The sequence below is a fragment of the Bacillus sp. EU52 genome (assembly GCF_037964975.1).
Lineage (GTDB): Bacteria > Bacillota > Bacilli > Bacillales > Bacillaceae > Bacillus > Bacillus subtilis.
Map to the genome: position 1 here is coordinate 3108957 of NZ_CP150177.1, position 26342 is coordinate 3135298.

Here is a 26342-nt window from a genome sequence, read left to right on the forward strand (position 1 = left end):
TCTTAAGATTTCAGCACTGACCGATTATAAATGTCGTCCTGAATATATATCAATTCACGATTCACAGCGATGTCAGCCGCAATGACGATGCCTAAAGGCGTATGAAACTGAAGATCAGATACAATCTTGAAGGGCACTCCGTACCGGTTCGCCATTTGGATATAAGGAGAGTAAGACTGATACTGAAGCTCTCCATTAATCAAAAGGGTGACGTTATGGCTGTTTTTCAGCTCGTGCTCCGCCTCTTTATACGGTTTGCTTCTAAGCACCTGTCCTTTCGTCAGTGCCAAAACGACTCTTTCTCTTAGAGAACCTAAAAACAAGTGGCGCTCGTCAGGCTTTGTCTCCAAAGGCCCATACATTCCTTGCTGCAAATAGAGATCCATTTTATCTTCACTCAAAAGCCTGTCCTCCCGTCTTGTTTGTCTTCATTATCACCTGATCAGGCAGGAGCTAAACTTTCAAGCGCCGTTTACATTTCTGTTACCCAATGAATGATTTTTTTGGCCAGCTCACCAGCAGGGATTTCCTCTGTATGCCGGCGCAACGACGCTTCCAGCCGTTCAGGCAGAGTTGCTTTATCTTCTTCATAGGAAATGATCGTGCTCCACTCCAGCTGCGGTACCGCTACAAGCGTGCGCAGTTCTTTTCTGTTTTCATGCAGATACACGTCCGTGATCATTCCGGTTTGCGTATTGATATTTGCTTTTCTGATTTTCATAACATGACCTCTCTATTCAAAGACTACCCATATTATACAATAAAAAAGCAACAGCCTCTTGTGAAAAGGCTGTTACCCGTTAAACGAAACTGTTTCATCAGTGATATCGGCATCTTTGAAGAGAGTTTTACTCGTTTGGTTGTTAATCTTCACAAAATCACCAAGCTGAAATGTGCCTGACCCCGCCCCTGAATGAGCGACGCTTTTGGGCGAAATCGCAAATACGTCTCCAAAGCTTGCCGCGGCATTACCCGTAACTGACATGATATAAATCGGCCCCACAATTGCAGGCATTTCCCCACCTCCGCATTGATTTACAGCATCATATGCAAAGAGCCGCTAATGGTGCCCGCCTATTCAGCTGGCTTTGCGTTTTCCTCGAGTCGTGACCGCTGGCGCAGCTTGATCAAGCGGACAATATTCAGGAAGAACGCCTTCACTACCGCATAAACCGGCACCGCTAAAATCATGCCGAGAATTCCGCCGAAGCTTCCCGCTCCGATTAATAGCAAAATAATCGTAAGCGGATGGGTATTCAGCCGCTTTCCGATCACAAGAGGAGACAGCAGGTTTCCGTCCAGCTGCTGAACGATGACGACCACAATAATCGCAAACAGCGCTTTGGCCGGCGAGTCCATAAAACCGACAATGACAGCCGGCGCGGCACCGAGAAAAGGCCCGACATAGGGAATGATATTGGTAATCGCCATGACAATCCCAAGAATCAGGGCATACGGCAGTCCGGCAATTAAATAGCCGATAAAACACGCTGTTCCGACAAAAAGACAGATTAACAGCTGCCCCTGGAAATATGCCGCAAGCGTATCGGATAAATCTTTAAAAATCTTTAAGCCTTCTGTCCGATAAGAAGCCGGTAGAATTTTTACTGCCAAATGCGGAAAGCGGTGTCCGTCTTTCAGCATGTAAAAAAGGATAAATGGAACAGTAATAATAACAAGCGTGATGTTTGTCACGACACCAAACACCGCAGATAAACTGGACGTGATATTTTGCGGCAGGTTTTGGAGAAAACTTGTCAATGACTGTTCAATTTTTGATATCGATACATAATCCTGGTTCATCATCCAGGTAAACCATTGAGAATGGGACAAATCCTTTGTCAGCGCCTGAATCTGTTTTATATAATCAGGAAGGTTGTTAAACAGCCCTGTCACCTGTGAGGTGATGATAGGTCCGACTGACGCTGAAATAAAGGCAAGCAAACCGATAAACAGTAAATAGATCAATAGGATGGATAATGTCCGCGGAATTTTTTTCTCAAGCAGGCGGACGACCGGATTAAATATGAAATACAAAATTCCCGCAATTAGCATCGGGAAAAACAATGTCGAGATAAAAACAATAAACGGCTGAAATACAAATGAAACTTTTGTTGCTACATAAATAATCAGCAAAACAAATAAAATCTGCAATGTCCAAAAATGGACTTTTGATTTCAACAAGCTTTGTTCCTCCTAGTTTTTCTTTGTCTGTCAGATAAAAGAACTTATACCCCATCATTGTAACAAAAATGAACCCATATCAGAACTCTTAATATAATGAAAGGAGTGTTGGTGATGAAGGCCGTGACATACGATACAGATTCAGAACTGGCTTATATCTATGTTCTTCCTCCGAAAAGGAACAGGAATATACGGTCTGAGGAGCTTAAAGTCAATGATTGTATCCTGCTGGATATCGACCAAGACGGCAAAATTGCCGGATTCGAATGTTTTGGTGAGGCAGCACACCTCTGTGCCCCATTTGCCGGGAAATCCCGGCTATATGTAAAAGATTCAGACGGTTATCATTTTCGGGTCTGCCAGCATGCTTCAGTCCGTTCCTGCTATACAGTGTACGGCGTCACTTTCTGTTTTTCAGATGGTGACTATCAGGAATTTGCCGGTTTTGACCTTGACGGAACAATGTATCATAGTGCGTTTTTACAGCGCTTAACTGAAAAATAGGACGTCCCGGTGTACGCCTATTTTTCATGCGCAAGCACTGTTAGACCCGCTCACTGTAATCTGGGGTGACGGAAATCATGTGCTGGATTCTGATCAAACAAACAGAATTTCGGGCTCCTTCAATTGTGATATGGTCAGGTTTAACATCGATCAGTCTGCCTCTGACCGTATCTCGTACTGTCTGTATAACGAACCTTGAGCCGATGAGCTTTTTAATGGTCTGATAGACATAAGGATCGACTAAAGAGACCAGTTGCGGACTACCTTGGTTGACCATATTTTTATCCCCTTTGTGTGTTTTATCTCAGCTTATGCCGCGCTTATGGATAATGACACAGGCTTACCTGATAAAACAAAGGGGTGCGGAGATTTTAGGAGAATACGTTTGGAAGCGGTGTAAAGGAAGTATCGATGAAGCGGAGACAGCGAAGAAAGCTGGCGCTGTTCCGTACTTATACAGGCTTTATCACGGATGCCTGGGCTTGGTCGATTAATTGGTCCAGCTTTTCTATTTTTTTTCGTGCGGTTGAAGGATCAATTTGGCGGTAATGATGATGGCCGCCCGGCTCTTCATCCAGTTCGTCCGCTTTTTTGACAATCTGCTGCAGTGTGTTTTTATCTAATTCGCCTTCAGGCAAATAGGAATCTGTATGAAGCAAAATGGCTAGTGCAATCTCTTTTGCTGCTTTCGGTTCCTCGCCAAGCCGAATCAGAAGTTTATGCGCCCGTTCCGCCCCTTTAATGGCATGAATGTCATTTCTTTTGTATTTCTCATAATCCCACTTTCCGTCTGTATACCATTCATAATGGCCAATGTCATGAAGCAGTGCCGCTTTTGCTGCTAAATCAGGATTAATGTCAGCCTTCACAGACAGCCTGTATGCATGATAAGCGCAGGCAATCGCATGTGCCACGCCGGAACGCTGAAGATATTTTTGTGCAATTGGATGGGTGAAAACATCCATTAATGTAACCTTTCTCATGGAAACCCCTCCTTTAGATATTTTTAGAATCCTAACATAATTTGCAGAGAAACTCAATTCTTATGTCACATCATTTTGATCTTCTTATCATCATTGTTATACCCTAAAAGCAACGTTTCAGTCAGTATATGCGGCTGTTCAATAAAATGCGCTGGCTGTAGCCTTTTGTATAAAAAAAAGAGCAGAAAATATCTGCTCTACAAAAACTCTTTAATATCATAAATGCGGCCGTTTTCCGTCCCTTTTTCTAGTAAAGAAAGCAGCGTGCCGGCAATAAAGTCCGGACTGCGAAGGCTTCCTGTTTCATTTAATTTCCGGAATCGTTCAATGTGGTGGAAATCCTTTTTCGATGAAGAACGGATGACGGCCTGCATCTCAGTGTCCATCACTCCAGGTGAGAACGAAATCATGTTCACTGGCAGCTCTTCATCCTCCTGTTCAAATCCGAATGTCCTCGTAAACATGTCGAGCCCGGCTTTTGAACTGCAATACGCGCTCCATCCCTTATATGGATTTTTGGCGGCTCCTGAAGTAATGTTGACAATCGTCTTTTTGCCGCTGTATGAAGCAAACCGTTTTGTAAACAGCTGACTCAAAAGCACGGGCGCAGTCAGGTTCAGCTGATAATGGCGCTGAAGCTCGTCAAGAGACGCTTCGCCGGCACGTTTGATCGGCGTTACCATTCCGGCGTTATTAATAAGGGTAATACCAGAATAACGATCTGAATCGATGGATGAGAGCAATGTTTCAAATTGCTGTTCAGCTTCTTCGAGATTGATGAGGTCTATTTGATGCTGCGTTAGTTTTTCATGAGAGACATCCGTTTTCGTTCTGGATAAGGCATGGACTTCATGCCCCTTTTCTAAAGCCTGTAATGCAATGGCTTGACCCAGCCCTTTTGACGCTCCGGTGATGATATAAAGTTCCATTGGAAACCTCCTTTTCCGTTATTATTGTACGGCACCGCTTTTACACAACACAAGCACGCGGCCTACGCTTTCTTGTTTTCCTGCGCTGTGACTTTTGGGATGAGGAACACGATGCCTGCAATTCCGAGCAGGATCAGTACGACATAGATCATCGGCAGCAGCAATGATGATGTTTCTTGTTCATCTTCTGTTTCCGTTGATGATGTCTTTGTTATTGGTTTATCTGCAAATGTAATTCCAAGCTGTTTCGACTGGGCCGCAATCGTGTTGGAATCCTCGGCATTTGTTGATGTAAACAAATCTTTTATCAGCTCGGCGTCCTTGTCCTTCGGTTTATCAAAAGTGATATCCTTTTGTTCCTCAGGCAGTTCTGTTTTTTCTTCATAGTAGGTATCTTCATGCAAATAATTCGTATCGATTTCGATGTCTTTTTTCTCATACTGGTTTGGCGCGACATCTGTATTTTCTTCAGTTTGGGCAGCAGCTGCAGAGGGTATGAAAAGGGAAAAAGAGAGCATACAAATCATGATCCCCTTTTCCATGCTGCGATTACGCTTCATACGTTTCATCGCTTTCTGCTGTGTGTTCAGCCATCAGCCGGATAATCAGCGGCAGAGCCGCGGCAATCACCGTAATGATCAGCAGAACTGTTATTCCCATTGTAAACAAGTGCCCAGTACCGTACTGGATGTCGATATATACTTTCGAAACCGGATCTTCAAATGTAAAGTTCGGCATGATCAAATCAATAAGCGGTGCGACATAGAATAGGATCATTGCTGCTGAAGCAACCCAGCCAGGGATTGATCCGAATCTGAATGCCGTCCGGATGAAGGCAGAGCTTGCGACCAGCAATAGAATCGTAAACACCGACCACTTAATCGTCTGATCGTCCGGCAGTGAATAAATATTCAAGCCGAACAAGCTGATCATAAGTCCGACAAGGATATTCAGAATTCCGAATAACGCTCCTTTGACGAGAAGCGGTGCGTTTTGGTAATACGAGCTGAAATAGCCGATTAACAGACTGCTGATCAACACAATGACAAGGATGACAACCGGAGGTACCGTCTGAATTTTTTCTTCCGGAACCTCTCCGCTGATTTTAAGCGGATTCGCTAAGTAATCATATACATAGCCATTGTTTTGCCCGTCTACTAATGTATTTCCGAGTATGCCGTATACGTCATTTCGCACGAGTTTCGTGGAGGCGACATTTTTCCCCCAGTTGTTGTTTAAGGTGTCGGCTTTCGCTTGAACATCATTGACGCTTTGCTGCATGTTGGTTGTGTAATCAATGATGCCGGACTGGCGATCAGACAATGAACCCATCATGTCTGACATTTGCAGCACTTCCTGGCCGACCGTATCTTGGACACTCAGTGCCATGGTGCCAGACAGCCCATCGTTGCTGAACGTCGCAGATTCCTGTGTTGCGCCCGTTACAAGCTGTTCTGACGCTTTTGCGGCACTTTCAGAGATTTTCGTCAGTTCGTCGAGAACACCTGCTTGAGAGTCACGGATATAGCCGCTGTAGTCGTCCGCAAATTTGGTCATGCCGTCGATGAAGCTGTTAATATCCTCATCTGTTTGCATCGTGTTGTTTTTGAGAGCTTCCCAGCTGGCTGATTCTTCAGGTGTGAGAGCCAGGACTGATTTGACGTTGCCCTGCTGGCCGTCAATAGCGCCGGCTTTTGCAGCACTGTCAATCGTACCGGATAATACAGAGTCATAAACAGACAAATATTTATAGTATCTCATTAAAGCGGAGATGCTTTCTGTATTGATTTCTCCTGAAAATTGAAGCTGATCTTTATTTTCAAGCTCGCGAATCGCACTGTAAATCCCTTCAAACTCCCGCTTCCGTTTCGCTTCGAGATTTTCAAGTTTACCTTCGAGCTTTTTCACTTTGTCTTTCAGGTCATCAATTTCATCAGTGAGACCATTCATTTGCTCTGTTAGTTCCTCTAACTTCTTTTTCAACTCTTCATTATGAGCAGTTTCTTTTTCCTTCAGTTCTTCTTCAATTTGCTTGATTCGCTCAGACGCTTTGCTGAGCTGTTCTTTTGCTTTGGCGATATCAGAAATGTCATCGTTTCCTGGTTGCTCTTGGTCCCCAGGCTCCGTCGTATCTTCGCCGCTACCGGTATCTCCTGAATCTCCGGTTCCGCCTTCATTTGCCAGCTTGATAAATTGAAGGGCTGAATCAGAAGATGCAGTCTGTTCGGCAGATGTGCCCGTTTCAGTTTTTCCGCTGTCGGACGCACCATCAGAGGCATCGCCGTTCTGCTCCTGACCGTCTGTTCCCTTCTGCTGGTCTTGATCCTGAGTACTGCCGTCCGTTTGTCCGTCATTACCGGTATCACTGCTGTTATTGTCGTTCCCTGTGTCGCCCTGTGTATCATCGGGCTTTGTACTGCCCCCGTCATCAGGTTTTTCTGGATTATCAGTGGACGGATCGTCTGGTTCAGTACCCGGGTCCTCCGGTGTTGGGTCCTCTTTTTCAGGCTCCTTCAGATTGTCTGAAATATCCTGAATATCAGCAGCGATATTTTTCAGTTCTTCACGCTGTTTTTCAAGATCAATTTTGAGTTCTTCAGGATCTTCTTCTTTAGGGTCTTTATCTTTATCATTGTTGTCAGAACCATCGTCTATGACTGGGTCGTCCCCTTTCGCAACTGTCAATGCCTGACGTGCCGGGACAAGCAATTGGTACACCTGATTTAGTGCAGCCTGTCTTGATGCGGCCTGATATTGTTCGATTAAATTACTTTGGATTTTTGCCATGCCAAGTTCCTGCTGGGACACTTGCCCTTCCCTAATTTCCTGGGCGTTTGCCAGCACATTGCTGGTTTGTCCGAGCTGTGTCTTCGCTTGGCCGATCCCGGTTACCAACCCGCTCATGCGTTCACTGAACTGATTCGCCTTTTGCTGTGCCTGGATGGCATCCAGACCTGTCCGGATTTGCTGCTGTGTTGAATCCTGGGCTGCCAAAAGCAGCTTTTTCTGATTTTCTTGATATTCCTTGTATCTTTCAACTGTATCAATGAATTCTTTCAGCGTATTTTTGGCTTCCTCCGCTGTAGAAGCTTTTTCTTTTGTCGTGCCTTGCGCTTCATTCATTGATTTCTTCAGCTCATCGATTAAGTCTTTTTGCTGTTTGATTTCACCTGCTAAATCATTAGAGCTTGGTTTGTAAAAGTTGTACATGACATTCTGGAATTCAGATTCTTTATTGACGATTTTGTCAAATTCTCCTCTGATGTTGTCCACTTTTTGCGACACAAAGTTCCAGTATAAGGCTGACATTTTTTTGTTCATTGTCTTTTGGGCATCCTCAAGCTCACGCTGAACTTTTTCTTTGTTGACCGCATTCAGGTTATCTTGAATGCTGAATTCAAGCGTTGCTTTTTGTGGATGGTCTTTGTCATAGCTCAAAATGTTTTTTGAGAAGTCTGAGGGAATGTAGACGATCGCATCGTATTTTTTTGACGCGAGACCGGTCTCAGCCGCGCTACGGTTTACGACCGTCCACGAATAATCAGGACGTTCACCCAGAACAGCCGCTACTTCCTTGCCGAACTGGGCGGATTTGTCCTCTTCATCAGACTTTACCTCATCACTCAATACGCCAGTGTCTTCATTCACCACCGCGATTTGCCGGGTGGAATTGACTGCTTTTTTCGTCGGGTCGTCTCCGATAAATCGGAAAAACAACACCGGCAGCAGCAAAATGATGATGACGGCGGATATTAACTTGATCAAGCTTTTTCGTTGTTCTGTCATCTAGCACTCTCCCTTTCAGCAGAACATAAAGGAATTTGAACTTTTTGCTCCTTCCCGTTTTCCACAACATATCCGAAGCCCGGCTGAATCTCAGGCTCCTGTCTTTGGTACGGGAGAGGAATGACATTTTGCTCAGACTTTTTCATCAGCAGAATCGCGTGGCGGATTTGCTTCATCTCAGTCGTCAAGGAGTCATAGCCTTTTGAGAATTCGCTGTGGTTTCCGCCCGGGATAAAGCTGAACCCAAGATGAGCGTATGATTTCATGAAGTTAGCGAGACGATCTTGTATTCTCGTATCAATCGTCTGCTGGAATCTCGTTATCCCGTCAATCATCAGCACGACTTGTGAGAATCGCAGATTTTGTGCGTCTCCTTGGCGGACGGCTTCTACATACATGGCTTCTCTTGTTTTGAAAATGTCTTCTGCTGTTTCAATCCACTGCTCAATATCTTCTTTCGTTTCCAAATATGAAACATCTGATTCCTTCGCATAATGAGATAAGCCGCGGTCAATCGAGTCAAACAGGCCGATCATTTCGGTTTCATCATCAATCAGATGTTCGAGCATGACTTTTAGGACGTTTGTTTTCCCGCGCTGAGTTTGGCCTAAAATCAGGCAGTGCTTATGCTTGCCCAAATCAAAATAGACTGGGCTGACTGTTTCTTCATGAAGCCCGATCGGTACAGATAAAGGCTTGCGTTCCAGCTTGAAGCGGAGAGACAATTCTCTCGTAGACAAGCTCTCAGGCAGCATCGGAATCGGTGCCGGCTGCTCCATTGAAGCAAATCGCCCTTGAAGTTTCTGTACGTCTGATTTCAGCTCGTTGAACATGCCGATATCATCATCGGCGTCAACAGGCAGGAACATTTGCGCGAAATAAAGCTCTTCCTTTTGAATGATGACGCGTCCCGGAATCGGCTCAAGATTGAATTTCGGACGGCCGTAAATGGAATATCCTTCTGATTGATCCATGAGATAATGGACAACCTTTGTTTTCAAGTTATTTAACAATGACTGGCGGACAGCATTCACCCGCGTTGCTGTCAGCATAAAGTAGATACCCAAGCTTTGTCCGTCTCTGGAAAGCTGGACAAATTCCGATTCAAGCTCATGCATCTCATCCTTGACAATGTCAAAGTTGTCAATGGTGATAAAAATGAATGGAAGCTCTTCTTCGCTCAGCGCATTGTACATTTTGATGTGGCTGATTTCTTTTTCCCGGAACAAACGTTTACGGCGGTCAATTTCTTCTTTGATGCGAATCATGAACTTTTCAATTTTTCTTGACTGGTCCATCAGGAAGTAATCCGCGGTATGCGGGAGCTTCGCTAATGGCAGCAGCGTTCCGTTTCCGAAATCAAAGATATAGACATGAAGCTCTTCAGGTGTGTATACGTCCGCAAAACTCATCAGGAACGTTGCGGCTGCAATCGATTTTCCGTAGCCCGAAGAGCCGAAGATGCCGATATTTCCATCTTCCATCATCTTATAAGCAATTGGCGCCTGTCTTTGCAGATCAGGTTCATCGACATACGCAAAGTGGAAATGGTCTTTTTCGTCTGAAGGGAAAAGAGTGCGCGGAATACGTTCCGCAAGCGGCGGCAGCCAAGGGCTTGGCAGCTTCTCGATTCCCATTTCATCTTGGATGCGTTCAATTTCGTCAACTACAGCTTCGATTTCGGTTTGAACGTCTTTTTTCGCGTTATCTTCGGTATCAACCTCAGAAAGCGGGATCAAACCCGTATCTGTAACAATCGCGATTTCATCCTCAGTACCGTAGACTTCCTCTAAGTAAGGCGCCCCGCTCCATGCAGATTGGAACAGCTCATACACTTCATTGTTTCCGACCTGCAAATAGCCGCGGCCTGTTACGGTAATGTTTGCGGCATCGCTGTTTTTCAAAATTTCTTTACTGTCGGTGGCATCCTGGACCTTGAGCGCTACTTTAAAGCGCGAGTTACTCCAGATCTGGTCGTCGATGATGCCGCCTGGCTTCTGTGTCGCCAAAATCAAATGAACGCCGAGGCTTCGTCCGATACGCGCGGCACTGACAAGCTCCCTGATAAAATCAGGCTCCTCGCTTTTCAGCTCGGCAAACTCATCAGAAATTAAGAACAAGTGAGGCATCGCCACTTCTGCTTTCCCTTGCTTGTATAGCTTTGTATAGTCATTGATGTGATTGACTTGATACTGGTCAAACAGGCGCTGCCTTTTTTTCAGCTCGCTTTTAATGGAAGCAAGCGCACGCATACTGAAGTTTTTGCTTCCTTCAATATTTGTGATCGTGCCGAGGAGGTGGGGAATGTTGCGGAACGGCTGCGCCATTCCTCCGCCTTTATAGTCAATTAGTAAGAAAGCCGCTTCATGCGGATGAAAATGCACTGCAAGTGACAAGATGTAGGTCTGGAGAAATTCACTTTTCCCTGATCCCGTTGTCCCCGCAAGCAAGCCGTGCGGACCGTGTGCTTTTTCGTGAAGGTTCAGATACACAATGTCATCTTTCCCTTTATAGCCGATCGGCACTGACAGCGACTTCGACGATTCACTTGTCAGCCATCTTTGCTGAATGCCGATTTCTTTTACTTCCTTCGCATGAAAAAGCTCCAGGAACGATACCGTTTCCGGAATGGAATTCGTAATGCCGACCTGGTGGTTCAGCGTCCGCAGTGTGCGTGAAAACCGTTCGTTGTCCTCACGCTGATGATGATCGAGACGGAACGGAATTCTTACCGCTTTTTTCTTTTGTATTAAAATGTCGCCTTCATGCTCATTGATGTAGCGGACAAGAGTTGTAATGTTTTCCGACAAGCTTTCCTTTGTTTCCGCCGCGACAATTGTCGAGATGCCCAGATGCTCATGCTGTCCTTCTAAATATTCGAGAATGACATGCTCAGAGATCAGCTGCTGATTCGTGATGACAAATACAAAATGCGGTTTGAACTGCAGTTTTTCTTTGTCATCTTCGAGATCACGCTCTCTGATCAATTCGTAAAGTGAAGACAGGAGCTGATCTCGGGTTTGCTCATTATAAATAAATCCTTTTGCATAAATATGGGGCATTTGAAATTGCGGAAGCCACTTCATCCACTCCCAGTCTTCATACTCATCTTCATGAAAAATAAATACAAAACGCAAATCGTGATAGCTGTTAAAGAACGACAGCTGTCCGATCAGCTGGTGAATCTCATTTTTCACAATTTGTGATTTACCGACAAGCCCCATCGGACCTTCTGCCAAATCGACCGTCACCGGCGCATTGCGGATATCTTTATAGACGCGCTGCATGTGCTGCGATTTCTCCATGAGGTCATCGATATCACGATTCGCCAAGTCTCCGCCGCTCATATTGATTTCATAGCTTGACGGAACTGTTCCCGTCCCAAGCCGCAGCTGGAGATAATCCTTGCTTTCAAGGGATTTTTCCCAGATCCGGTCACTGATTTCACTTGTTAAGTATTTCATTTGTTCAAATGAAGGAAAGTGAAATTCAAGAACCTGCTTTTGCTTTTCAGCAAGTGCCTGAAGCTCTTTCCGCTTATTGTCTAAGTAAAGCTTATATACACGCTCCCGTTTTTCCTCGCGTTTTTTCCGCTGGTTTTTATCCCGGAAATATTGCACAGTCGAGGTAATGAGAGTCATCATAAACATCGCCAAAGAAACGAGTATAAATATGCCGCGCGGCTGGATGATGGCAACTACGCCCATCACGATCAGCATCACAAGCGGAGGCAGGATGACGAGCCACAGCCCTCTGTTGGTTTGATCGCTCTCCTGAGAGGGAAAACTGAAAGAAACGCGGTCATCCGGCAGATCGTATACCATCCGCGGCGTTCTTCTGTACTGCGGATATTTTTTCTGCATCTCTGTACTCGGTTTGACCGTTTCTGTTAACGCTGTTTCAAACTGGGCATAATGAACAATTTCTAAAAGGTCTTGTTCCGTCACCCTCATTTGCGTGAAGTTCCAGAATATTTCATCCCCCGGCTTGAGCGGCGTATTGGCGTTGATTTTCTCTCCGTTCAAGAAGATCGTTCCGCTTTCAGGGCGGACCGACCAGCTGCCGCCTGCACGAAGCAAAGAAAACGTGCTTTGTTCTGCAAATGCAAAATCTTGCGGATTCAGATAAATATCTGCATTCGTTTTTTCTGAGGAACATACAATTTCATCCCGATTTCCCGTAAAATAAACGGATTTCTCAGTTTCACTGCCCGTCAATATCAAGCGTATATCCTGCTGATCCGTTTGGAGAGTAAATGATATATCCGTCTCAATTGTGCCGAGACAATCATTTCCCAGGAAAACTTCGTATTGGCCGCCGGATTCCTTTCTTTTAAGAGAAACCACGCCGCTATTAAATGGAATGGTGCTGATCGTAACAGAATCCTTCACATCAGGCCCTATGGTCACCGGATGAGACGACGGGAGGTTAGACAGATTTAATTTTTGAACGTTATTTTGGTAAAAAACCCATAATAGACTCAAATGGCGAACCCCCTTACGGCCGAATGGCAGCATGCGATGACCTGCGCTTCATGTCTCACGTTATTTGTCATCTTTTTTCTCATCTTTCTTTTCTGTTTCTTTTTTCTCGTCTTCTTTTTTCTTCTGTTCTTCTTTTTTCGCTTTTTCCTCGGCTGCGGCTTTTTCTTCTGCCGCTTTCTCTTCTGCTTGTTTTTCTTCGTCTGTTTGTGTCTGTTCTTCGCTTGTATCGACTAACGATGTTTCAGAATTAGACTGTTTATTTTCTTGACGTTCTTTTTGGGCTTTTTCAAGCTCACTATTTACTGAGTCAAGTTCTTTTTGTATGTCTTCATCATTTGTATCCTCAGATAAAAGCTGCTGTTTATATTTAGCTAGGGCAAAGTAAATATAATCATTGTATTCAAGCTTACGGCCGATACTGATCGCTTCTTTGTATTCTCCTCGACCATAATCAATCCAATACAAGAAATGCTGAGGGTCTGATTGAAGGGTGACTAAGTTATTTTCTATATTTTTGGTTTTTGCACTCCCCAGGTTTTCGACCTCAACATAGGACGTCGCCAGCTGATACTGCACCGATTCAGGCAGGCTTTCCGCATCGTACTTGGACAGTGTGCTGATGACTTCACTGTACTGCTTGTTTAAGAACGCACGGTTGCTGTCCACTATCGCCTGGTGCTTTGGCTGCGCGAAAAATAAGGCGTACATCGAATAAATAAGTGCCGGTACAAGCAAAACAATGAGCCCCAGGCCGATATATCGCTGGATGTTCCACTTCTTTCTCGGGATATGTATGTATGTTTTTGCTTTGGCTTCGAGCTCATCAATATGGGTTCGAATCAGCTCGAGCAAATCATCATAGGATTCAGCATCTAATATCGCCTTTGCCTCTGCGGAGAACGTCAGCGTTTCATTGAATTTCAGGTAGTCTTCAAACGCAAAAGCGCCGTCAACTGCCAAAGCCGCTGCCGCTTTCAGCTCCTGCCATACTCTTTCCTCATCACGCTCGTAAGGAGGAATGCTTTCTTTTACTCCATAATGGAGAAAATAAGGCGTAAGCCCTTTATCGAATACAATGTTTTCAGGAGCGACAATCAAATTCAGCCTCGACAGATTGTGCTGCTGTACGGCTTGAACAAGCTGATAGGCAAACTGCCATTTACTTTTTTTATCCTTAGCTTTCATGAAGCGGAATGCTTTATAGGAGGAGGGAGGTTGGATTGTGATGATTACTTCATCATCCGTCACATCGATTTCTTTATGAAAAAATGGATTTATATCTTTGATCACGTTAGCTTCAAGACCGTCGAGAAGCTTTATTTTTTCCCGTTGAAAGGTAAATGTATAGCCGGCATCTGTTTTCTCGGCAACAGCTTCTAATTGGTTTTCTAAATATGATTTTTGTTTACCTGACATTCAACCAGATCCTTTCATAATATTTCAAGCCGGTCTCCGTTTGTAATGCCGCAATCAGACAGCTTGCATTCTCCGGAAAACACCTTATCCTTGTTCACCACTCTGATCCAGTGCCCTTCGCGCGGAGGCATAGATACGCTTTGGGCCTGCCAAGCAATATCAATTACTTTTTTCACCGGGTGGTAATCTGACAATCTGAGATCAAAGACACTGCCGTTATAATGTTTCAAATCTATTGTAATATCAATATACATTTAGGATCACCCTTACATAGAAAGAGCGCCGTCTTCTTTTGAATCAGGCGCTCCTTCCCTTTCATACTGTTATCCGCGGATTTGATTTGCGATGTCTTGGTCAGTAGACTCAAGTGTATTTGCTGTTTGATCAAGCTGCTGATTCACATCTTGAAGCAAATCTGACATTTTGATAAATGAAGGTTTGAGCTGCTCGTATTGATCTGCGAACGCTTCGCTTGAAGCACCTTCCCACATGCTTTTCAAATCAGAGATCATTCGGTTTAAACGATCAACCTGATTTAATACTTCTTGGCTTTCAACGCCGTATTGCTTCGCCATCGCTCTTAGCTCTTCGGGTGTGACACGAATTAATCCTGCCATATTCCTCATTACCTCCTGTGCCATCAGCCTAAATATGGGCTAATTCACTTATTTTTAGAACGTCATTATTATAAAAACAGTTTTTCGGCATAGTCAAACAAATATGTTTTAATTTTACAAAATGAGTCCAATGGTTTACCCCGAATCACTTAAAAATGACATATACTGTAAAGTAAATAGGTTTATTTTCTTAATCTTCTCTTCATTCTCCGAATAATCCAAAAGACCCAAATAACTCTCCAACTCCCAAAAAAAACCTTTCAGAAAATTTGATGCTACAGCACCATTTCTGAAAGGTTCAGTTTTTTCTTTCCTTAATTAGTCTCGCCTCCGATGACTTTCTTAGAAGATTAATAGGATAAGCTGTCGTATTATATGAGGCATACAACTGTCCTGCAAAAAGGCGATTACACCGCCAAATGTATATAGAACGTTTCTCTCATGAAATTGTTTTTTTGCTTCTGTTCTTTGTTGTTGATTTTCACAAACAACAACAATCATAATAAAAGGAAGGGGATGAGATGTCAAAGAGAAATCAAGCACGAAAAGTAGGGAGATTTATGACCATGCCGAATGATCCGTTTAAATATAGTTTTGACAGACTTGAAGATGTGGCTGATCATATCAGCGACGTTCTGCAGTGCCCGATCACCATAGAGGATGTTAACCACAAGCTGCTTGCCTACAGTACACACAGCGACTGCACAGACCCTGCCCGGACGTCTACCATTATTGGCAGAAGGGTACCGGAGAAGGTGATTAACAAGCTGTGGAAAGACGGGACAATTCCTGCTCTCTTAAAAACGGACCAGCCGATCAGAGTCAAGCAAATCGATGAAGTCGGGCTGAGCAATCGCGTCGCTATTTCGATTTGGAAAAACAAGCAAGTACTTGGCTTCATATGGGCGCTTGAGATCCAAAAAACATTGTCCGATGAAGATCTGCTGACATTGCAAATGGCAGCAAAAGCAGTGAAAAACAAGCTTCTCAAACTTCAAATCAGAAAAACGAAAAATGAAGAACGCAGCCAAGAATTTTTCTGGAAAATGCTGACCGGACACATCCATCAGGAGGATGATATGGCGGATGGGTTCCATAAGCTTGGAATGGCCGCTCCTTCAGAGTTCTCCGTTATGATCATCCGCATAAATGGCGAGCTGACTGAAAAAATCGAACAGCAGCTGCAATATTTACAGGAAACGACCCAGCAGGTTTACGTGCTGCTGGCGACCGTAGATTCCAATGAACTTATTATATTAACCTCACCCAAAACAGATCATCCTTTTCAAGATTTAAAACAGTTTGCTTTAAGTACGCAAAAACAGCTGAAGGAGCGGTATAAAATAGAAGACGTTTCTATCGCTTTTGGCGGAATATACAACTCTATTTCTTTTGTCTCCCGCTCCTATCAGGAAGCATTGTCCGTCTTAAAAACGAAGGAACGGTTCGCTGAAGAGACCAAACATCTTTTCAGCTTTTCTGAGTTAGGCATTTATCAATACTTAGATGTCTTAAATGAAAAACGGAAACAGGCGGGCCATTATAATTACTCGCTTTCCAAACTGGAACAATATGACCAGGATCACCAGTCAAATCTGGTAGAGACGCTAGAGCGCTTTATTGAAGCGGACAGCAACGTGAATACCGCTTCTAAGCTGTTAAATATACACGTTAATACGTTGAATTACCGCCTTAAGCGGATCAGCCAGATCGCTGAAATTGATTTGAAAAATGTGAATCAAAAATTCACCATCTATTTAGATATCAAACTTCGGCACATGGATTTGTGAAATTTCACAAATCCATGTTTTTTTATTTTCTTAATCAAACAAAGAATTTTCCAAAATATCAAGCTACACTAAAAATATCACAGGATACAGGAGGAGACAGATATGATCATAGGGGTTCCTAAAGAGATAAAAAACAATGAAAACCGTGTCGCATTAACACCTGGGGGCGTTTCTCAGCTCATTTCAAACGGCCACCGGGTGCTGATTGAAACAGGCGCGGGCCTTGGAAGCGGATTTGAAAATGAAGCCTATGAGTCAGCAGGAGCGGAAATCATTGCTGATCCGAAGCAGGTCTGGGACGCCGAAATGGTCATGAAGGTAAAAGAACCGCTGCCGGAAGAATATGTTTATTTCCGCAAAGGACTTGTGCTGTTTACGTACCTTCATTTAGCAGCTGAGCCTGAGCTTGCACAGGCCTTGAAGGATAAAGGAGTAACTGCCATCGCATATGAAACGGTCAGTGAAGGCCGGACATTGCCTCTTCTGACGCCTATGTCTGAGGTTGCGGGCAGAATGGCGGCGCAAATCGGCGCTCAATTCTTAGAAAAGCCTAAAGGCGGAAAAGGCATTCTGCTTGCCGGGGTGCCGGGCGTTTCTCGCGGAAAAGTAACGATTATCGGAGGAGGCGTTGTCGGGACAAACGCGGCGAAAATGGCTGTCGGCCTCGGTGCAGATGTGACGATCATTGACTTAAACGCAGACCGCTTGCGCCAGCTTGATGACATCTTCGGCCATCAGATTAAAACGTTAATTTCTAATCCGGTCAATATTGCTGATGCTGTAGCGGAAGCGGATCTCCTCATTTGCGCGGTATTAATTCCGGGTGCTAAAGCTCCGACTCTTGTCACTGAGGAAATGGTAAAACAAATGAAACCTGGTTCAGTCATTGTTGATGTAGCGATCGACCAAGGCGGCATCGTCGAAACTGTCGACCATATCACAACACATGATCAGCCAACATATGAAAAACACGGGGTTGTGCATTATGCTGTAGCGAACATGCCGGGCGCAGTCCCTCGTACGTCAACAATCGCCCTGACTAACGTTACTGTTCCATACGCGCTGCAAATCGCGAACAAAGGGGCAGTAAAAGCGCTCGCAGACAATGCGGCACTGAGAGCGGGTTTAAACACCGCAAACGGACACGTGACCTATGAAGCTGTAGCAAGAGATCTAGGCTATGAGTATGTTCCTGCCGAGAAAGCTTTACAGGATGAATCATCTGTGGCGGGTGCTTAATTCACAATGAGCTTGCAGAAAGATTTCTGCAGGCTTTTTTATTTTTTAAAAGGAAAAAAGAGACCATTTCACGAATTATGACTATGAAGTTGATCATAAAGGAGGATTCATATGGCTGTTCAGCAATATGGCGTGTTAAAAGGCATAGTCTTAGACATGAAGCGGGAAACAGATGATGACAGTCCTCATTTCCAAGTCAAAATGCTCGGTGAAGAGAATACGTATTACAGGTGCGCCATCAATGTGATGTCCAGTTCTGAGGAATCTGAAGTATTGTATTTGGCTGACGATCAGTTTGATTCGGGCTCAATTACCATCCTTCCGAACATGCCGTATGGATATACAAGGATCAATGAAGCAAACCGTGAAGTGGCACTGGATTATGTGCGGGGCAATTTGTTTGACCCGCGGGAAATGAAGCCTTTGCCTCATGAAATCACAGGACCTGATAATGATTTAAATGATTTTATTGAAACCTATATGAAGAAAGCACAAGATGAGAAAGCGCCGGTTTATATATTCGGTTCAAAATTCGGCCCTGAACAGGCTGCAGATAAAATATTCGGCTTTACCCCGACTAACGGAATGCACAATATCCATATGAATCAAGGGAATGCAATGGATACGCGCTGGAAAAAAGACAACGGCTCTTGGCATGACGGGGGTATTCTGATTCAGTTTGCAGATCAGTGGGCCGCTGTGTTTTTAGCGTTTTTATCCCAATCTTGGTGTACCGATGAAAACGGAAACCCGGTCAGAGATTGTGATCATACCCAAACGTCTGCGTAAGATTAGAAAAAGAGACTGCGGCGAGCAGTCTCTTCGGAAGATTGTTGACAAAATCCTAAAGCGTTTTTAGGATTTTGTCATGTTTTCAGCGTGATTGAAAACCCTTGAACTCTAGGAAAGGTGAGCATTGGAGCGGAGCGAATGTTCTAATTCGTGAGCACCAACGCGCAGACTTGACAACGAATGCGAGGGTTTATCGACACGCTGAAGAGACTGCGGCGAGCAGTCTCTTTTTGATACGATTACACATTTTCAACAGTCTTTAGGCTGTTTGGCCTCATATCGCTCCAATGCGATTGGATATAGTCCAAACAAGCTTCACGCCCTTTTTGCTCATGAACGACTGTCCAGCCGCTCGGCACATCTATAAAACCCGGCCATAGGGAATATTGGCCTTCTTCATTGACCAGCACCAAATATGTGCCATCCGCATTTTCAAAAGGATTTGCCATTCTATTTCTCCTCCCTTATTTATTCAACTCTTCCAGTTTGACAGCGAGAACCTTGCCGATTTGAGCCAGAGGTTCCGGCTGACATAAATCTTTATGACGGCAGTCGATGTCAATTTGTTCAATCTGTCCGTTAATATAAGGCTTCCACGAATCAGGTTCAATCGGATCAAACCATTCAGGAATGATTGTTGATCTGAAAAACAAAACATTTCCACGGAAGGTTTTCGGCTTATAGGAGCCTAAAATGCCGACAGAATTGACATACGTATTCTTCAAATTTAAAATGACCGTTTCATCCAAGCTCGCAAGCGCACTGCCGTCACTGCGAAGAATCTCAATCGCTGCTTCAAAATCTAGCGGTTTGTCCCCTAAGCTGTCCGGATCGTACCCGCCTAACGCCAGAAGGGCAATAAGCGCTTCCTCATCATCCGGCGCCTCTTTTATAGGAAGGAAGTGGTTTGGATAGGCATCCAGCATCACCAATAGGGAAACTTCTTCTCCTTGATTTTGCAGCTGGGTCGCCATCGCTTGAACGACATTCCCGCCCAGAGACCAGCCTAGCAGATGGTACGGGCCTTTCGGCTGAACCGTTCGGATTTGTTTAATGTAATCGGCAGCCATGTCATCAAGTGTTTTCGGAAGCTCCTCGCGCTGCCCGATTCCCCGTGCCTGCAAGCCGTAGATCGGATAATCCGTTCCTATATTCGTCATCAAACCGGCATAGCACCAGCTGAGTCCCCCTGCCGGATGAACACAGAATAAAGGAGGCTTGTCTCCGCTTGTTCGGAGCGGCAGCAGAACGTCAAGAGCGCTTTGGCTTGATCCCATTTCAAGTCTTTCAGCGAGCCCGGCTACAGTAGGTGCTTCGAACAAGTTGCCGATGCTGAGTTCAACGCCGAGTGCTTCACGAATGCGGCTCATGAGCTGTACAGCAAGCAAGGAATGTCCGCCTAAATCAAAGAAACGGTCATCAATGCCGACACGCGGCAAGTGAAGCACCTCCATAAAGAGGTCACAGAGAATTTCTTCCTGTGGCGTTCTCGGTCCTCGCCCTGTCACTGCCGCTGCGAAATCCGGAGCGGGCAGTGCTTTACGATCAAGCTTTCCATTCGGTGTCAGCGGCAATTCTTTCATCGTCACAAAGGCAGCAGGCACCATGTAATCCGGCAGTCTCTCAGCAGCATATCTGCGCAGTTCCGCCGTATCAAATGTTTCTTCCGAAGGGATGACATAAGCTGCTAACCGTTTATCTCCCGGCTGATCCTCACGAACGATCACTGCCGCATCTTCAAGCTGCGGATGCTGAACAAGCGCGGCTTCAATTTCTCCCAATTCAATCCGGAATCCCCGAATTTTCACTTGATGGTCTGCACGGCCGACATAGTCGAGAGAACCGTCAGCGCGGAGGCGGGTCACATCCCCAGTGCGGTACATCCGGGTGCCTGGAGGACCGAACGGATCAGCTATGAAGCGTTCAGATGTTAAACCAGGCCGGCCTAGATAACCTCGTGCTAACCCCGCTCCTGATACATACAGCTCTCCGGCAACACCCGGCGGGACCGGCTGCAGGCGTTCATCCAGCACGTATACACCAAGATCGGGAATGCCGCAGCCGATCAAGCTGTTTGCCCGTAAAGCTGCCATGCTTCGGTCTAATTCGATATAGCTCACATGCACCGTCGTTTCTGTAATACCATACATATTGATAAGCTGCGGTCTATTTTCAGGGTGGCGGTTGTACCAATCCTCTAAACGGCTGAGTTCAAGCGCTTCTCCGCCAAAAATGACATAGCGCAGACTGAGTGCCTGTCCGAGATCCGGCTGTTCCCGTTCCGCCTGCATAAACTGATAGAAAGCAGACGGTGTCTGGTTCAGAACAGTCACCCCCTCTTTGACAAGCAGGCGCAGAAACGCTTCTGGCGATCTGCTGACGTGGTGAGGCACGATTACAAGACGTCCGCCATGCAGCAGAGGACCCCAGATCTCCCACACCGAAAAATCAAACGCATAGGAATGGAACATGGTCCAGATATCATCTGAGCTGAAACGGAACCAGTGCTCGGTCGCTGCAAATAAACGTGTTACATTTTGGTGAGGAATCATCACACCTTTTGGAACACCTGTTGAGCCGGATGTATAAATGACATATGCCGTATTCAAAGGGGAAAGCGGCTGAGTCCTATCCTTATTTTTTGGATTACCTGCAGGGTACGTGTTTAGTTTCTCTGCCAGCTCGGGATCATCCAGCACGATTTTCGGCACGTTTTCAACTGGCGGAATGTGATTTGCAGCTTTAGTGTTCGTCATGATAAACGCAGGCTGGGCATCTTTTAGCATAAAAGCAATTCGATCAGCCGGATAATCCGGATCAAGAGGGAGATAAGCTGCCCCGGCTTTTAGCACCGCCAATAGGCCGACAGCCATTTCCAACGATCGGGGCAGTGCCAATGCCACAAATTGCTCCGGCCCGACACCTTCACTAATCAGCATTCGGGCAAGCCGGTTTGCTCTTTCATTCAGCTCTGCATAGTTCAGTGCCTGATTTTCATATACAACGGCAATGGCATCAGGACGTAAAGCAGCCTGCTTCTCAAATTGCTCTGGCAAACATGCGTGCGGAATCTTTTCAGATACACTTTGCCAATCAGTCACCATGCTGCTGCGTTCCTCTGGCGCAAGAATATCCAGATTTCCGATTTGCTCGTCAGGATCAGACTCGGCAGCCTCCAACAGGCGCATCAATCGGTCAGCAAGAGCCTGAGCAGTTTCCCGCTTGAAAAGATCAGTGCTGTATTCAAGCAGTCCTTCCATTCCGTTTGGTGTCCCGTCAGCAAGGCGATCTTCACTAATTTCCAGCGTCAAATCAAACTTGGCAGAACCGACACTGTTGATTCGCAGGCTGCTCTCCATATCAGGAAGATGCAGTTCAGCGTCCTGTGTGTTTTGGAACGCAAGCATGATTTGGAATAAAGGATGCGTCGCACGCGAACGAGCCGGATTGAGCACCTCTACAAGTCTCTCAAACGGCAGATCCTGATTGTCATAGGCGGCCAGATTCACTTCCCGTACTCTGTCTAGAAGCTCACGAAAGCTTGGGTCACCGGACGTATCAGTTCTGAGCACCAATGTATTAATGAACAGCCCTACAAGATCGCCCAGCGCATCATCATTCCGTCCCGCGATCGGACTGCCGATCGGAATATCGGTGCCCGCCCCGAGCCTTGTCAATAAAGCGGCGAGACCGGATTGAAGCACCATAAACAGGCTCACCCTATTTGCGCGAGCCAGCTCCTGCAATCGCTTGTGAAACTCGGGCTCAATACGAAAATGAATCGTATCTCCATCATGACTCGGCTCAGCCGGACGTGAATAATCGGTTGGCAGTTCAAGCTGATCAGGCAGGTTTTTCAAGGTTTCTTTCCAGAAAGCAAGCTGTCCGGCAATCAAGCTATTTGGATCATCCTCGTTTCCAAGCAGTTCTTGCTGCCAAAGCGCATAGTCTGCATACTGCACAGCAAGAGGCGCCCATTCGGGAGATCGTCCGTGGCAGCGAGCCGCATAAGCTGTCCCAAGGTCTCTGGTCAGCGGTGTTAAGGACCAGCCGTCCCCGACAATATGATGGACGAGAAGAAGCAGCACGTACTCGTCAGGACCGATCACAAAAAGCTCGGCACGAAAAGCAGGTTCAGCTGCAAGATCAAAGCTGTAGCGTACAGCTTCGGCAAGCCGATCAGAAAGCTCCTTCTCAGCAATTTCAGTAACATGTAACTCAGGATGGGCTTGATCAGCATCTAAAATATGCTGATAGGATGTCCCCTGTGATTCAGGGAAGATCGTCCGAAGGCTTTCATGACGGCAGACGAGGTCATAAAGTGCCGCTTTCAGCAATCCTTGATCCAACTCACCTGACAAACGGACAGTAACCGGAATATTATAAGTAGGACTCGGTCCTTCCAGACAATGCAGGAACCATAGCCGGCGCTGGGCAAATGAGAGCGGGATCTTTTCAGGCCGCTCAGCTCTCTGCAAAGCGGGACGTGCACTCTGCGCCAAATCAAGATGGGCAGCGAGTCCGGCTACTGTCGGTTCGTCAAAGAGCTTGGCGATACCAAGTTCGGCTCCCATTACCTCGCGAACGCGGCCCATCAGACGGGCTGCAAGAAGAGAATGGCCCCCAAGCTCGAAGAAACTGTCATCGATACCGACGCGTGCCAAACCGAGAACCTCTGCAAACAAGTCACACAATATCTCTTCCTGAGGAGTCCGCGGGGCCCGATCACTGACAGATGTGCTGAAGTCTGGTGCCGGCAGTGCTTTCCGGTCAAGCTTGCCATTAGGTGTTAACGGCAGCTCGTCCATCTCCACAAACGCCGACGGTACCATATAATCAGGAAGACTAGCCCCCATATAACGACGAAGCTCTGCAGTATCAATAGCAGCATCAGCGACTACATAAGCCGCCAATCGTTTGTCTCCCGGCTGATCTTCCCGTACGACAACCGCGGCCTGTTCAATGTGCGGGTGATTGGCAAGCACGGCATCAATTTCTCCAAGTTCAATTCGGAATCCGCGAATTTTGATTTGATGATCCGCCCGCCCGATATAATCCAAAGACCCATCGGCGCGCCAGCGGGCCTGGTCTCCGGTCCGATACATCCGAGTTCCCGGCGGTCCGTATGGATCTGCAACGAAGCGCTCCGCCGTTAAATCAGGACGATGGAAATAACCTCTGGCCAAGCCGGTTCCTGCAATATAAAGCTCTCCGACAACGCCCGGCGGCACCGGCTGCAATCCATTATCAAGCACATACACCTGCGTGTTCCAAATCGGTTTCCCAATCGGAGGAACGCCCTTCAGCCCTTCTTCAAGAAAAGCTGCGGCAGACCAAATCGTTGTTTCAGTGGGACCGTATAAGTTCGTGACTGAACAATGAAGGTCTTGAAGCGCCTGCAAAAGACCGCTCGGCAGCGCCTCGCCTCCTACAAGCACTCTAAGCCCCCGAAGTTTCTCAGGTTCACTCGTTACCAAAGCGTGCCACAGTGTCGGTGTCGCCTGCATAATGTTAATATCGAAATTTTCAATCATTTGAGCTAATGCCTGCGGCTCACGGATCGTTTCTTTCTTTGCGATCACGATTTGCGCTCCGCTAATCAGCGGAAGATATAACTCCAATGCTGAAATATCAAAAGCGACAGTCGTCACAGCCAACAGCCTGTCTTCTTCTCCTAGAGAAAATGCCTCCTGCATAGACAGCAGAAAATTGCTTAAGCTTTTCTGTGTCACAACGACTCCCTTCGGTCTTCCTGTTGATCCTGAGGTATAGATGATATACGCAGGATGGTCAAGCGAAACCGATACATCCTGATTTTCCGGCGAATAGCGTTTTATAATCTCCTGTGTAACAGCCTGATCAAGCACAAGCTCAGGTACAGCCAGGTCATCAGGCAGACTGGCTGCTATTTCCTCAGTCGTTATGATGCATGAAGGTTTCGCATCCTCCAGCATGTAAGAAATGCGGTCGGCTGGAAACTCCGGATCAAGGGGGAGATACGCCGCACCAGTCTTGAGCACACCAAGCATTGAAGCCACCATCTCAGGGGAACGCGGCAGCGCCAAAGCGACAAATTGCTCCGGACCAATCCCTTTTTCGATCAACAGACGCGCGAGGCGGTTTGCCTCTTCATTGAGCTTTCGATAGTTGACTTGAATGTCATCACACATGAGAGCGATACGTTCTGGCGTAAGAACTGCCTGCTTTTCGAACATGTCCTGAAGGCTGACCAGCTTCTCGGATTTTGCCGTCTCATTCCATTTAGAAATGACTTTTTCTTTCTCCTCTGGCAACAGAAGCTCCATTTGCCCAATCAGCATGTCCTCTCCGGCAGAAGCCGTTTGCAGCAGCTGCAAAATACGCTGCTGATGAAGCTTAATATCAGACTCACTGTATACCTCGGGATTCGCATCAACATCAATTCGCAGCCCGCTGCCGTCTGTTCTGTCATATACATTGATTGATAGATCATCAACAGGACCGGCTGAAAGATTATGCGTTGTGCCCCGGACGCCGGCAAAGTCGAGACCGTAATCAAACGGCATAAGATTGATTTGAGGGCCAAATAATCTATGATTTTCTCCTATCAATTTCAGATCGCGCCTAAGCTCTTCATGGCGATACTTATGATGTCGCCGAATACTGCGGATTTCCCGGGAAATTTGCTGAATCAGTTCAGAAAAGCTCATCGAAGAGCTTACCGTCAGCCGGAGCGGGAGAAGGTTCATCACCATAGCCGGTACATTCAGTGACGCGGACCCTATCCGACCCATCATGGGCAGGCCGAGCACAACATCCTCAGAGCCGGTCATACGGTGCACATAAACAGCTGACACCGCAATCATGACTTCATGCCAGCTTCCTGAGAAATAGCGCGCCGCTTCTTTTAACGCGTTTACATCAGACGGAGGCAGATATGCCGTATGACGAAGAAAACTGTTAGATGTTCTTGGCGCCCGATCAGCCAAGCTCACAACTTCAGGTGCATCTGCAAAACGGTCCAGCCAGAATTGACGATCCTTCTCATACTGCTCTGATCCGCGATAATCTGTATCCTCCTCCAAAATGGCCTGGAGAGACCCAAAGGAACGGCTTTTAGCTGTTTGTCCTTTTATAAGGGCAGTATATGTACTTGCCACACGCTGGGCTATCAGGGAAAAACCGAAGCCGTCGATCGCTATATGGTGAATGCGCTGATACCAAAAGAAACGATCAGGCCCGGCAATAAACAGAGCTTCATTGAACAAAGGGGCATACCCTAAATCAACCGGCTTTGCTAAATCAGCTTTCATCCAGTTTAATGCTGTTTTTTCCGGATCAGGCTCAGAGCTGACGTCAATGACGTGCAGCTGTACATCCGGAGACGGGTTTATCATCTGCCAAGGCCCGTCCATATTTTCACCGAAGCGGACATGCAGCGATTCCGCTTCCTTGATCACGTGCCGCAAAGCTTCTTCAAAAAGAGCAATATTGATTGGTCCATTGATTTCTATATATTCCGCTGTATTGTAGATTGGATTATCCGGATCAAGCTGCTGAGCAAACCATATGCCAGTTTGCGCCCCGGTCAAAGAATATTGAAGATCTTTTGTATCAGGCATCCGTTTGTTTACCCTCC

General features: G+C 46.1%; 19 protein-coding genes. 4 read left to right on the forward strand and 15 right to left on the reverse strand.

Annotated features, from left to right (window positions below):
- Positions 1–2 precede the first annotated feature (2 nt).
- The 4 genes from NSU05_RS16030 to NSU05_RS16045 form a co-directional block, all read right to left on the reverse strand.
- Entirely contained in the window at positions 3–401 is a 399-nt protein-coding gene (locus NSU05_RS16030) for a YueI family protein (protein ID WP_015251331.1), read from the reverse strand.
- A 71-nt stretch (positions 402–472) separates the two neighbouring features.
- Positions 473–721 carry a YueH family protein gene (locus tag NSU05_RS16035; RefSeq protein WP_021480501.1) on the reverse strand — a complete coding sequence of 83 codons (249 nt, stop codon included), beginning with the start codon at positions 719–721 and terminating at the stop codon, positions 473–475.
- Between the two features lie 72 nt (positions 722–793).
- Complete coding sequence (locus tag NSU05_RS16040) at positions 794–1015, reverse strand: spore germination protein (RefSeq protein ID WP_014477839.1); 222 nt, start codon at positions 1013–1015, stop codon at positions 794–796.
- A gap of 59 nt (positions 1016–1074) precedes the next feature.
- Positions 1075–2184 (reverse strand): AI-2E family transporter, encoded by a 1110-nt coding sequence (locus tag NSU05_RS16045; RefSeq protein ID WP_015483636.1) that lies wholly within the window; start codon positions 2182–2184, stop codon positions 1075–1077.
- Positions 2185–2298: 114 nt separating this feature from the next.
- On the opposite strand from NSU05_RS16045, the gene NSU05_RS16050 reads away from it, so the two are divergent.
- Positions 2299–2688 carry a DUF2283 domain-containing protein gene (locus NSU05_RS16050; RefSeq protein WP_038429543.1) on the forward strand — a complete coding sequence of 130 codons (390 nt, stop codon included), beginning with the start codon at positions 2299–2301 and terminating at the stop codon, positions 2686–2688.
- 40 nt (positions 2689–2728) lie between these two features.
- Here the strand turns inward: NSU05_RS16050 and NSU05_RS16055 are convergent, their stop codons facing one another.
- The 9 genes from NSU05_RS16055 to NSU05_RS16095 all read right to left on the reverse strand — a co-directional run bounded on the left by NSU05_RS16055 (position 2729) and on the right by NSU05_RS16095 (position 14903).
- Positions 2729–2965 (reverse strand): YuzF family protein, encoded by a 237-nt coding sequence (locus tag NSU05_RS16055; RefSeq protein ID WP_003220677.1) that lies wholly within the window; start codon positions 2963–2965, stop codon positions 2729–2731.
- Between the two features lie 175 nt (positions 2966–3140).
- Positions 3141–3671: an HD domain-containing protein gene (locus tag NSU05_RS16060; RefSeq protein ID WP_003244444.1), complete on the reverse strand. Its 531-nt coding sequence runs from the start codon at positions 3669–3671 to the stop codon at positions 3141–3143.
- A 197-nt stretch (positions 3672–3868) separates the two neighbouring features.
- Positions 3869–4600 (reverse strand): (S)-benzoin forming benzil reductase, encoded by a 732-nt coding sequence (locus NSU05_RS16065; RefSeq protein ID WP_038429544.1) that lies wholly within the window; start codon positions 4598–4600, stop codon positions 3869–3871.
- A gap of 62 nt (positions 4601–4662) precedes the next feature.
- Positions 4663–5118 (reverse strand): type VII secretion protein EssA, encoded by a 456-nt coding sequence (gene essA / locus NSU05_RS16070; RefSeq protein WP_082201017.1) that lies wholly within the window; start codon positions 5116–5118, stop codon positions 4663–4665.
- Positions 5119–5149: 31 nt separating this feature from the next.
- Positions 5150–8386: a type VII secretion protein EsaA gene (gene esaA / locus NSU05_RS16075; RefSeq protein WP_038429545.1), complete on the reverse strand. Its 3237-nt coding sequence runs from the start codon at positions 8384–8386 to the stop codon at positions 5150–5152.
- Positions 8383–12870, reverse strand: a complete 4488-nt coding sequence (gene essC / locus NSU05_RS16080) for a type VII secretion protein EssC (protein WP_339204130.1) — start codon at positions 12868–12870, stop codon at positions 8383–8385. The genes esaA and essC overlap by 4 nt, the downstream gene beginning before the upstream one ends.
- 60 nt (positions 12871–12930) lie before the next feature.
- Positions 12931–14286, reverse strand: coding sequence for a type VII secretion protein EssB (gene essB / locus NSU05_RS16085; protein ID WP_038429548.1), 1356 nt, complete (start codon positions 14284–14286; stop codon positions 12931–12933).
- 14 nt (positions 14287–14300) lie between these two features.
- Positions 14301–14540, reverse strand: a complete 240-nt coding sequence (gene yukD, locus NSU05_RS16090; RefSeq protein ID WP_003228763.1) for an ESX secretion system protein YukD — start codon at positions 14538–14540, stop codon at positions 14301–14303.
- Positions 14541–14609: 69 nt separating this feature from the next.
- Positions 14610–14903 carry a WXG100 family type VII secretion target gene (locus NSU05_RS16095; RefSeq protein WP_003220661.1) on the reverse strand — a complete coding sequence of 98 codons (294 nt, stop codon included), beginning with the start codon at positions 14901–14903 and terminating at the stop codon, positions 14610–14612.
- 521 nt (positions 14904–15424) lie between these two features.
- Here NSU05_RS16095 and adeR point away from each other — a divergent pair.
- From adeR to NSU05_RS16110, 3 genes are all read left to right on the forward strand, one after another.
- A complete protein-coding gene (adeR, locus tag NSU05_RS16100) occupies positions 15425–16693 on the forward strand; it encodes a sporulation transcriptional activator AdeR (RefSeq protein WP_046663926.1) in 1269 nt (422 codons plus the stop codon).
- Positions 16694–16795: 102 nt separating this feature from the next.
- On the forward strand, positions 16796–17932 hold the full coding sequence (gene ald, locus NSU05_RS16105; protein ID WP_038429549.1) for an alanine dehydrogenase: 1137 nt from the start codon (positions 16796–16798) through the stop codon (positions 17930–17932).
- A gap of 111 nt (positions 17933–18043) precedes the next feature.
- Positions 18044–18721 carry a YukJ family protein gene (locus tag NSU05_RS16110; RefSeq protein ID WP_003228755.1) on the forward strand — a complete coding sequence of 226 codons (678 nt, stop codon included), beginning with the start codon at positions 18044–18046 and terminating at the stop codon, positions 18719–18721.
- 242 nt (positions 18722–18963) lie between these two features.
- Here the strand turns inward: NSU05_RS16110 and NSU05_RS16115 are convergent, their stop codons facing one another.
- Together NSU05_RS16115 and dhbF are read right to left on the reverse strand one after the other, a co-directional pair.
- A complete protein-coding gene (locus NSU05_RS16115; RefSeq protein WP_003243183.1) occupies positions 18964–19173 on the reverse strand; it encodes an MbtH family protein in 210 nt (69 codons plus the stop codon).
- 15 nt (positions 19174–19188) lie between these two features.
- Complete coding sequence (gene dhbF / locus NSU05_RS16120; protein ID WP_038429550.1) at positions 19189–26325, reverse strand: non-ribosomal peptide synthetase DhbF; 7137 nt, start codon at positions 26323–26325, stop codon at positions 19189–19191.
- Positions 26326–26342: the final 17 nt, after the last annotated feature.

Coding starts and splice junctions, on each gene's coding strand:
- NSU05_RS16035 (WP_021480501.1), bottom strand. CDS start 721: ATGAAAATCAGAAAAGCAAATATCAATACGCAAACCGGAATGATCACG.
- NSU05_RS16040 (WP_014477839.1), bottom strand. CDS start 1,015: ATGCCTGCAATTGTGGGGCCGATTTATATCATGTCAGTTACGGGTAAT.
- NSU05_RS16050 (WP_038429543.1), top strand. CDS start 2,299: ATGAAGGCCGTGACATACGATACAGATTCAGAACTGGCTTATATCTAT.
- NSU05_RS16055 (WP_003220677.1), bottom strand. CDS start 2,965: ATGGTCAACCAAGGTAGTCCGCAACTGGTCTCTTTAGTCGATCCTTAT.
- NSU05_RS16060 (WP_003244444.1), bottom strand. CDS start 3,671: ATGAGAAAGGTTACATTAATGGATGTTTTCACCCATCCAATTGCACAA.
- NSU05_RS16065 (WP_038429544.1), bottom strand. CDS start 4,600: ATGGAACTTTATATCATCACCGGAGCGTCAAAAGGGCTGGGTCAAGCC.
- essA (WP_082201017.1), bottom strand. CDS start 5,118: ATGCTCTCTTTTTCCCTTTTCATACCCTCTGCAGCTGCTGCCCAAACT.
- esaA (WP_038429545.1), bottom strand. CDS start 8,386: ATGACAGAACAACGAAAAAGCTTGATCAAGTTAATATCCGCCGTCATC.
- essB (WP_038429548.1), bottom strand. CDS start 14,286: ATGTCAGGTAAACAAAAATCATATTTAGAAAACCAATTAGAAGCTGTT.
- yukD (WP_003228763.1), bottom strand. CDS start 14,540: ATGTATATTGATATTACAATAGATTTGAAACATTATAACGGCAGTGTC.
- NSU05_RS16095 (WP_003220661.1), bottom strand. CDS start 14,903: ATGGCAGGATTAATTCGTGTCACACCCGAAGAGCTAAGAGCGATGGCG.
- adeR (WP_046663926.1), top strand. CDS start 15,425: ATGTCAAAGAGAAATCAAGCACGAAAAGTAGGGAGATTTATGACCATG.
- ald (WP_038429549.1), top strand. CDS start 16,796: ATGATCATAGGGGTTCCTAAAGAGATAAAAAACAATGAAAACCGTGTC.
- NSU05_RS16110 (WP_003228755.1), top strand. CDS start 18,044: ATGGCTGTTCAGCAATATGGCGTGTTAAAAGGCATAGTCTTAGACATG.
- NSU05_RS16115 (WP_003243183.1), bottom strand. CDS start 19,173: ATGGCAAATCCTTTTGAAAATGCGGATGGCACATATTTGGTGCTGGTC.
- dhbF (WP_038429550.1), bottom strand. CDS start 26,325: ATGCCTGATACAAAAGATCTTCAATATTCTTTGACCGGGGCGCAAACT.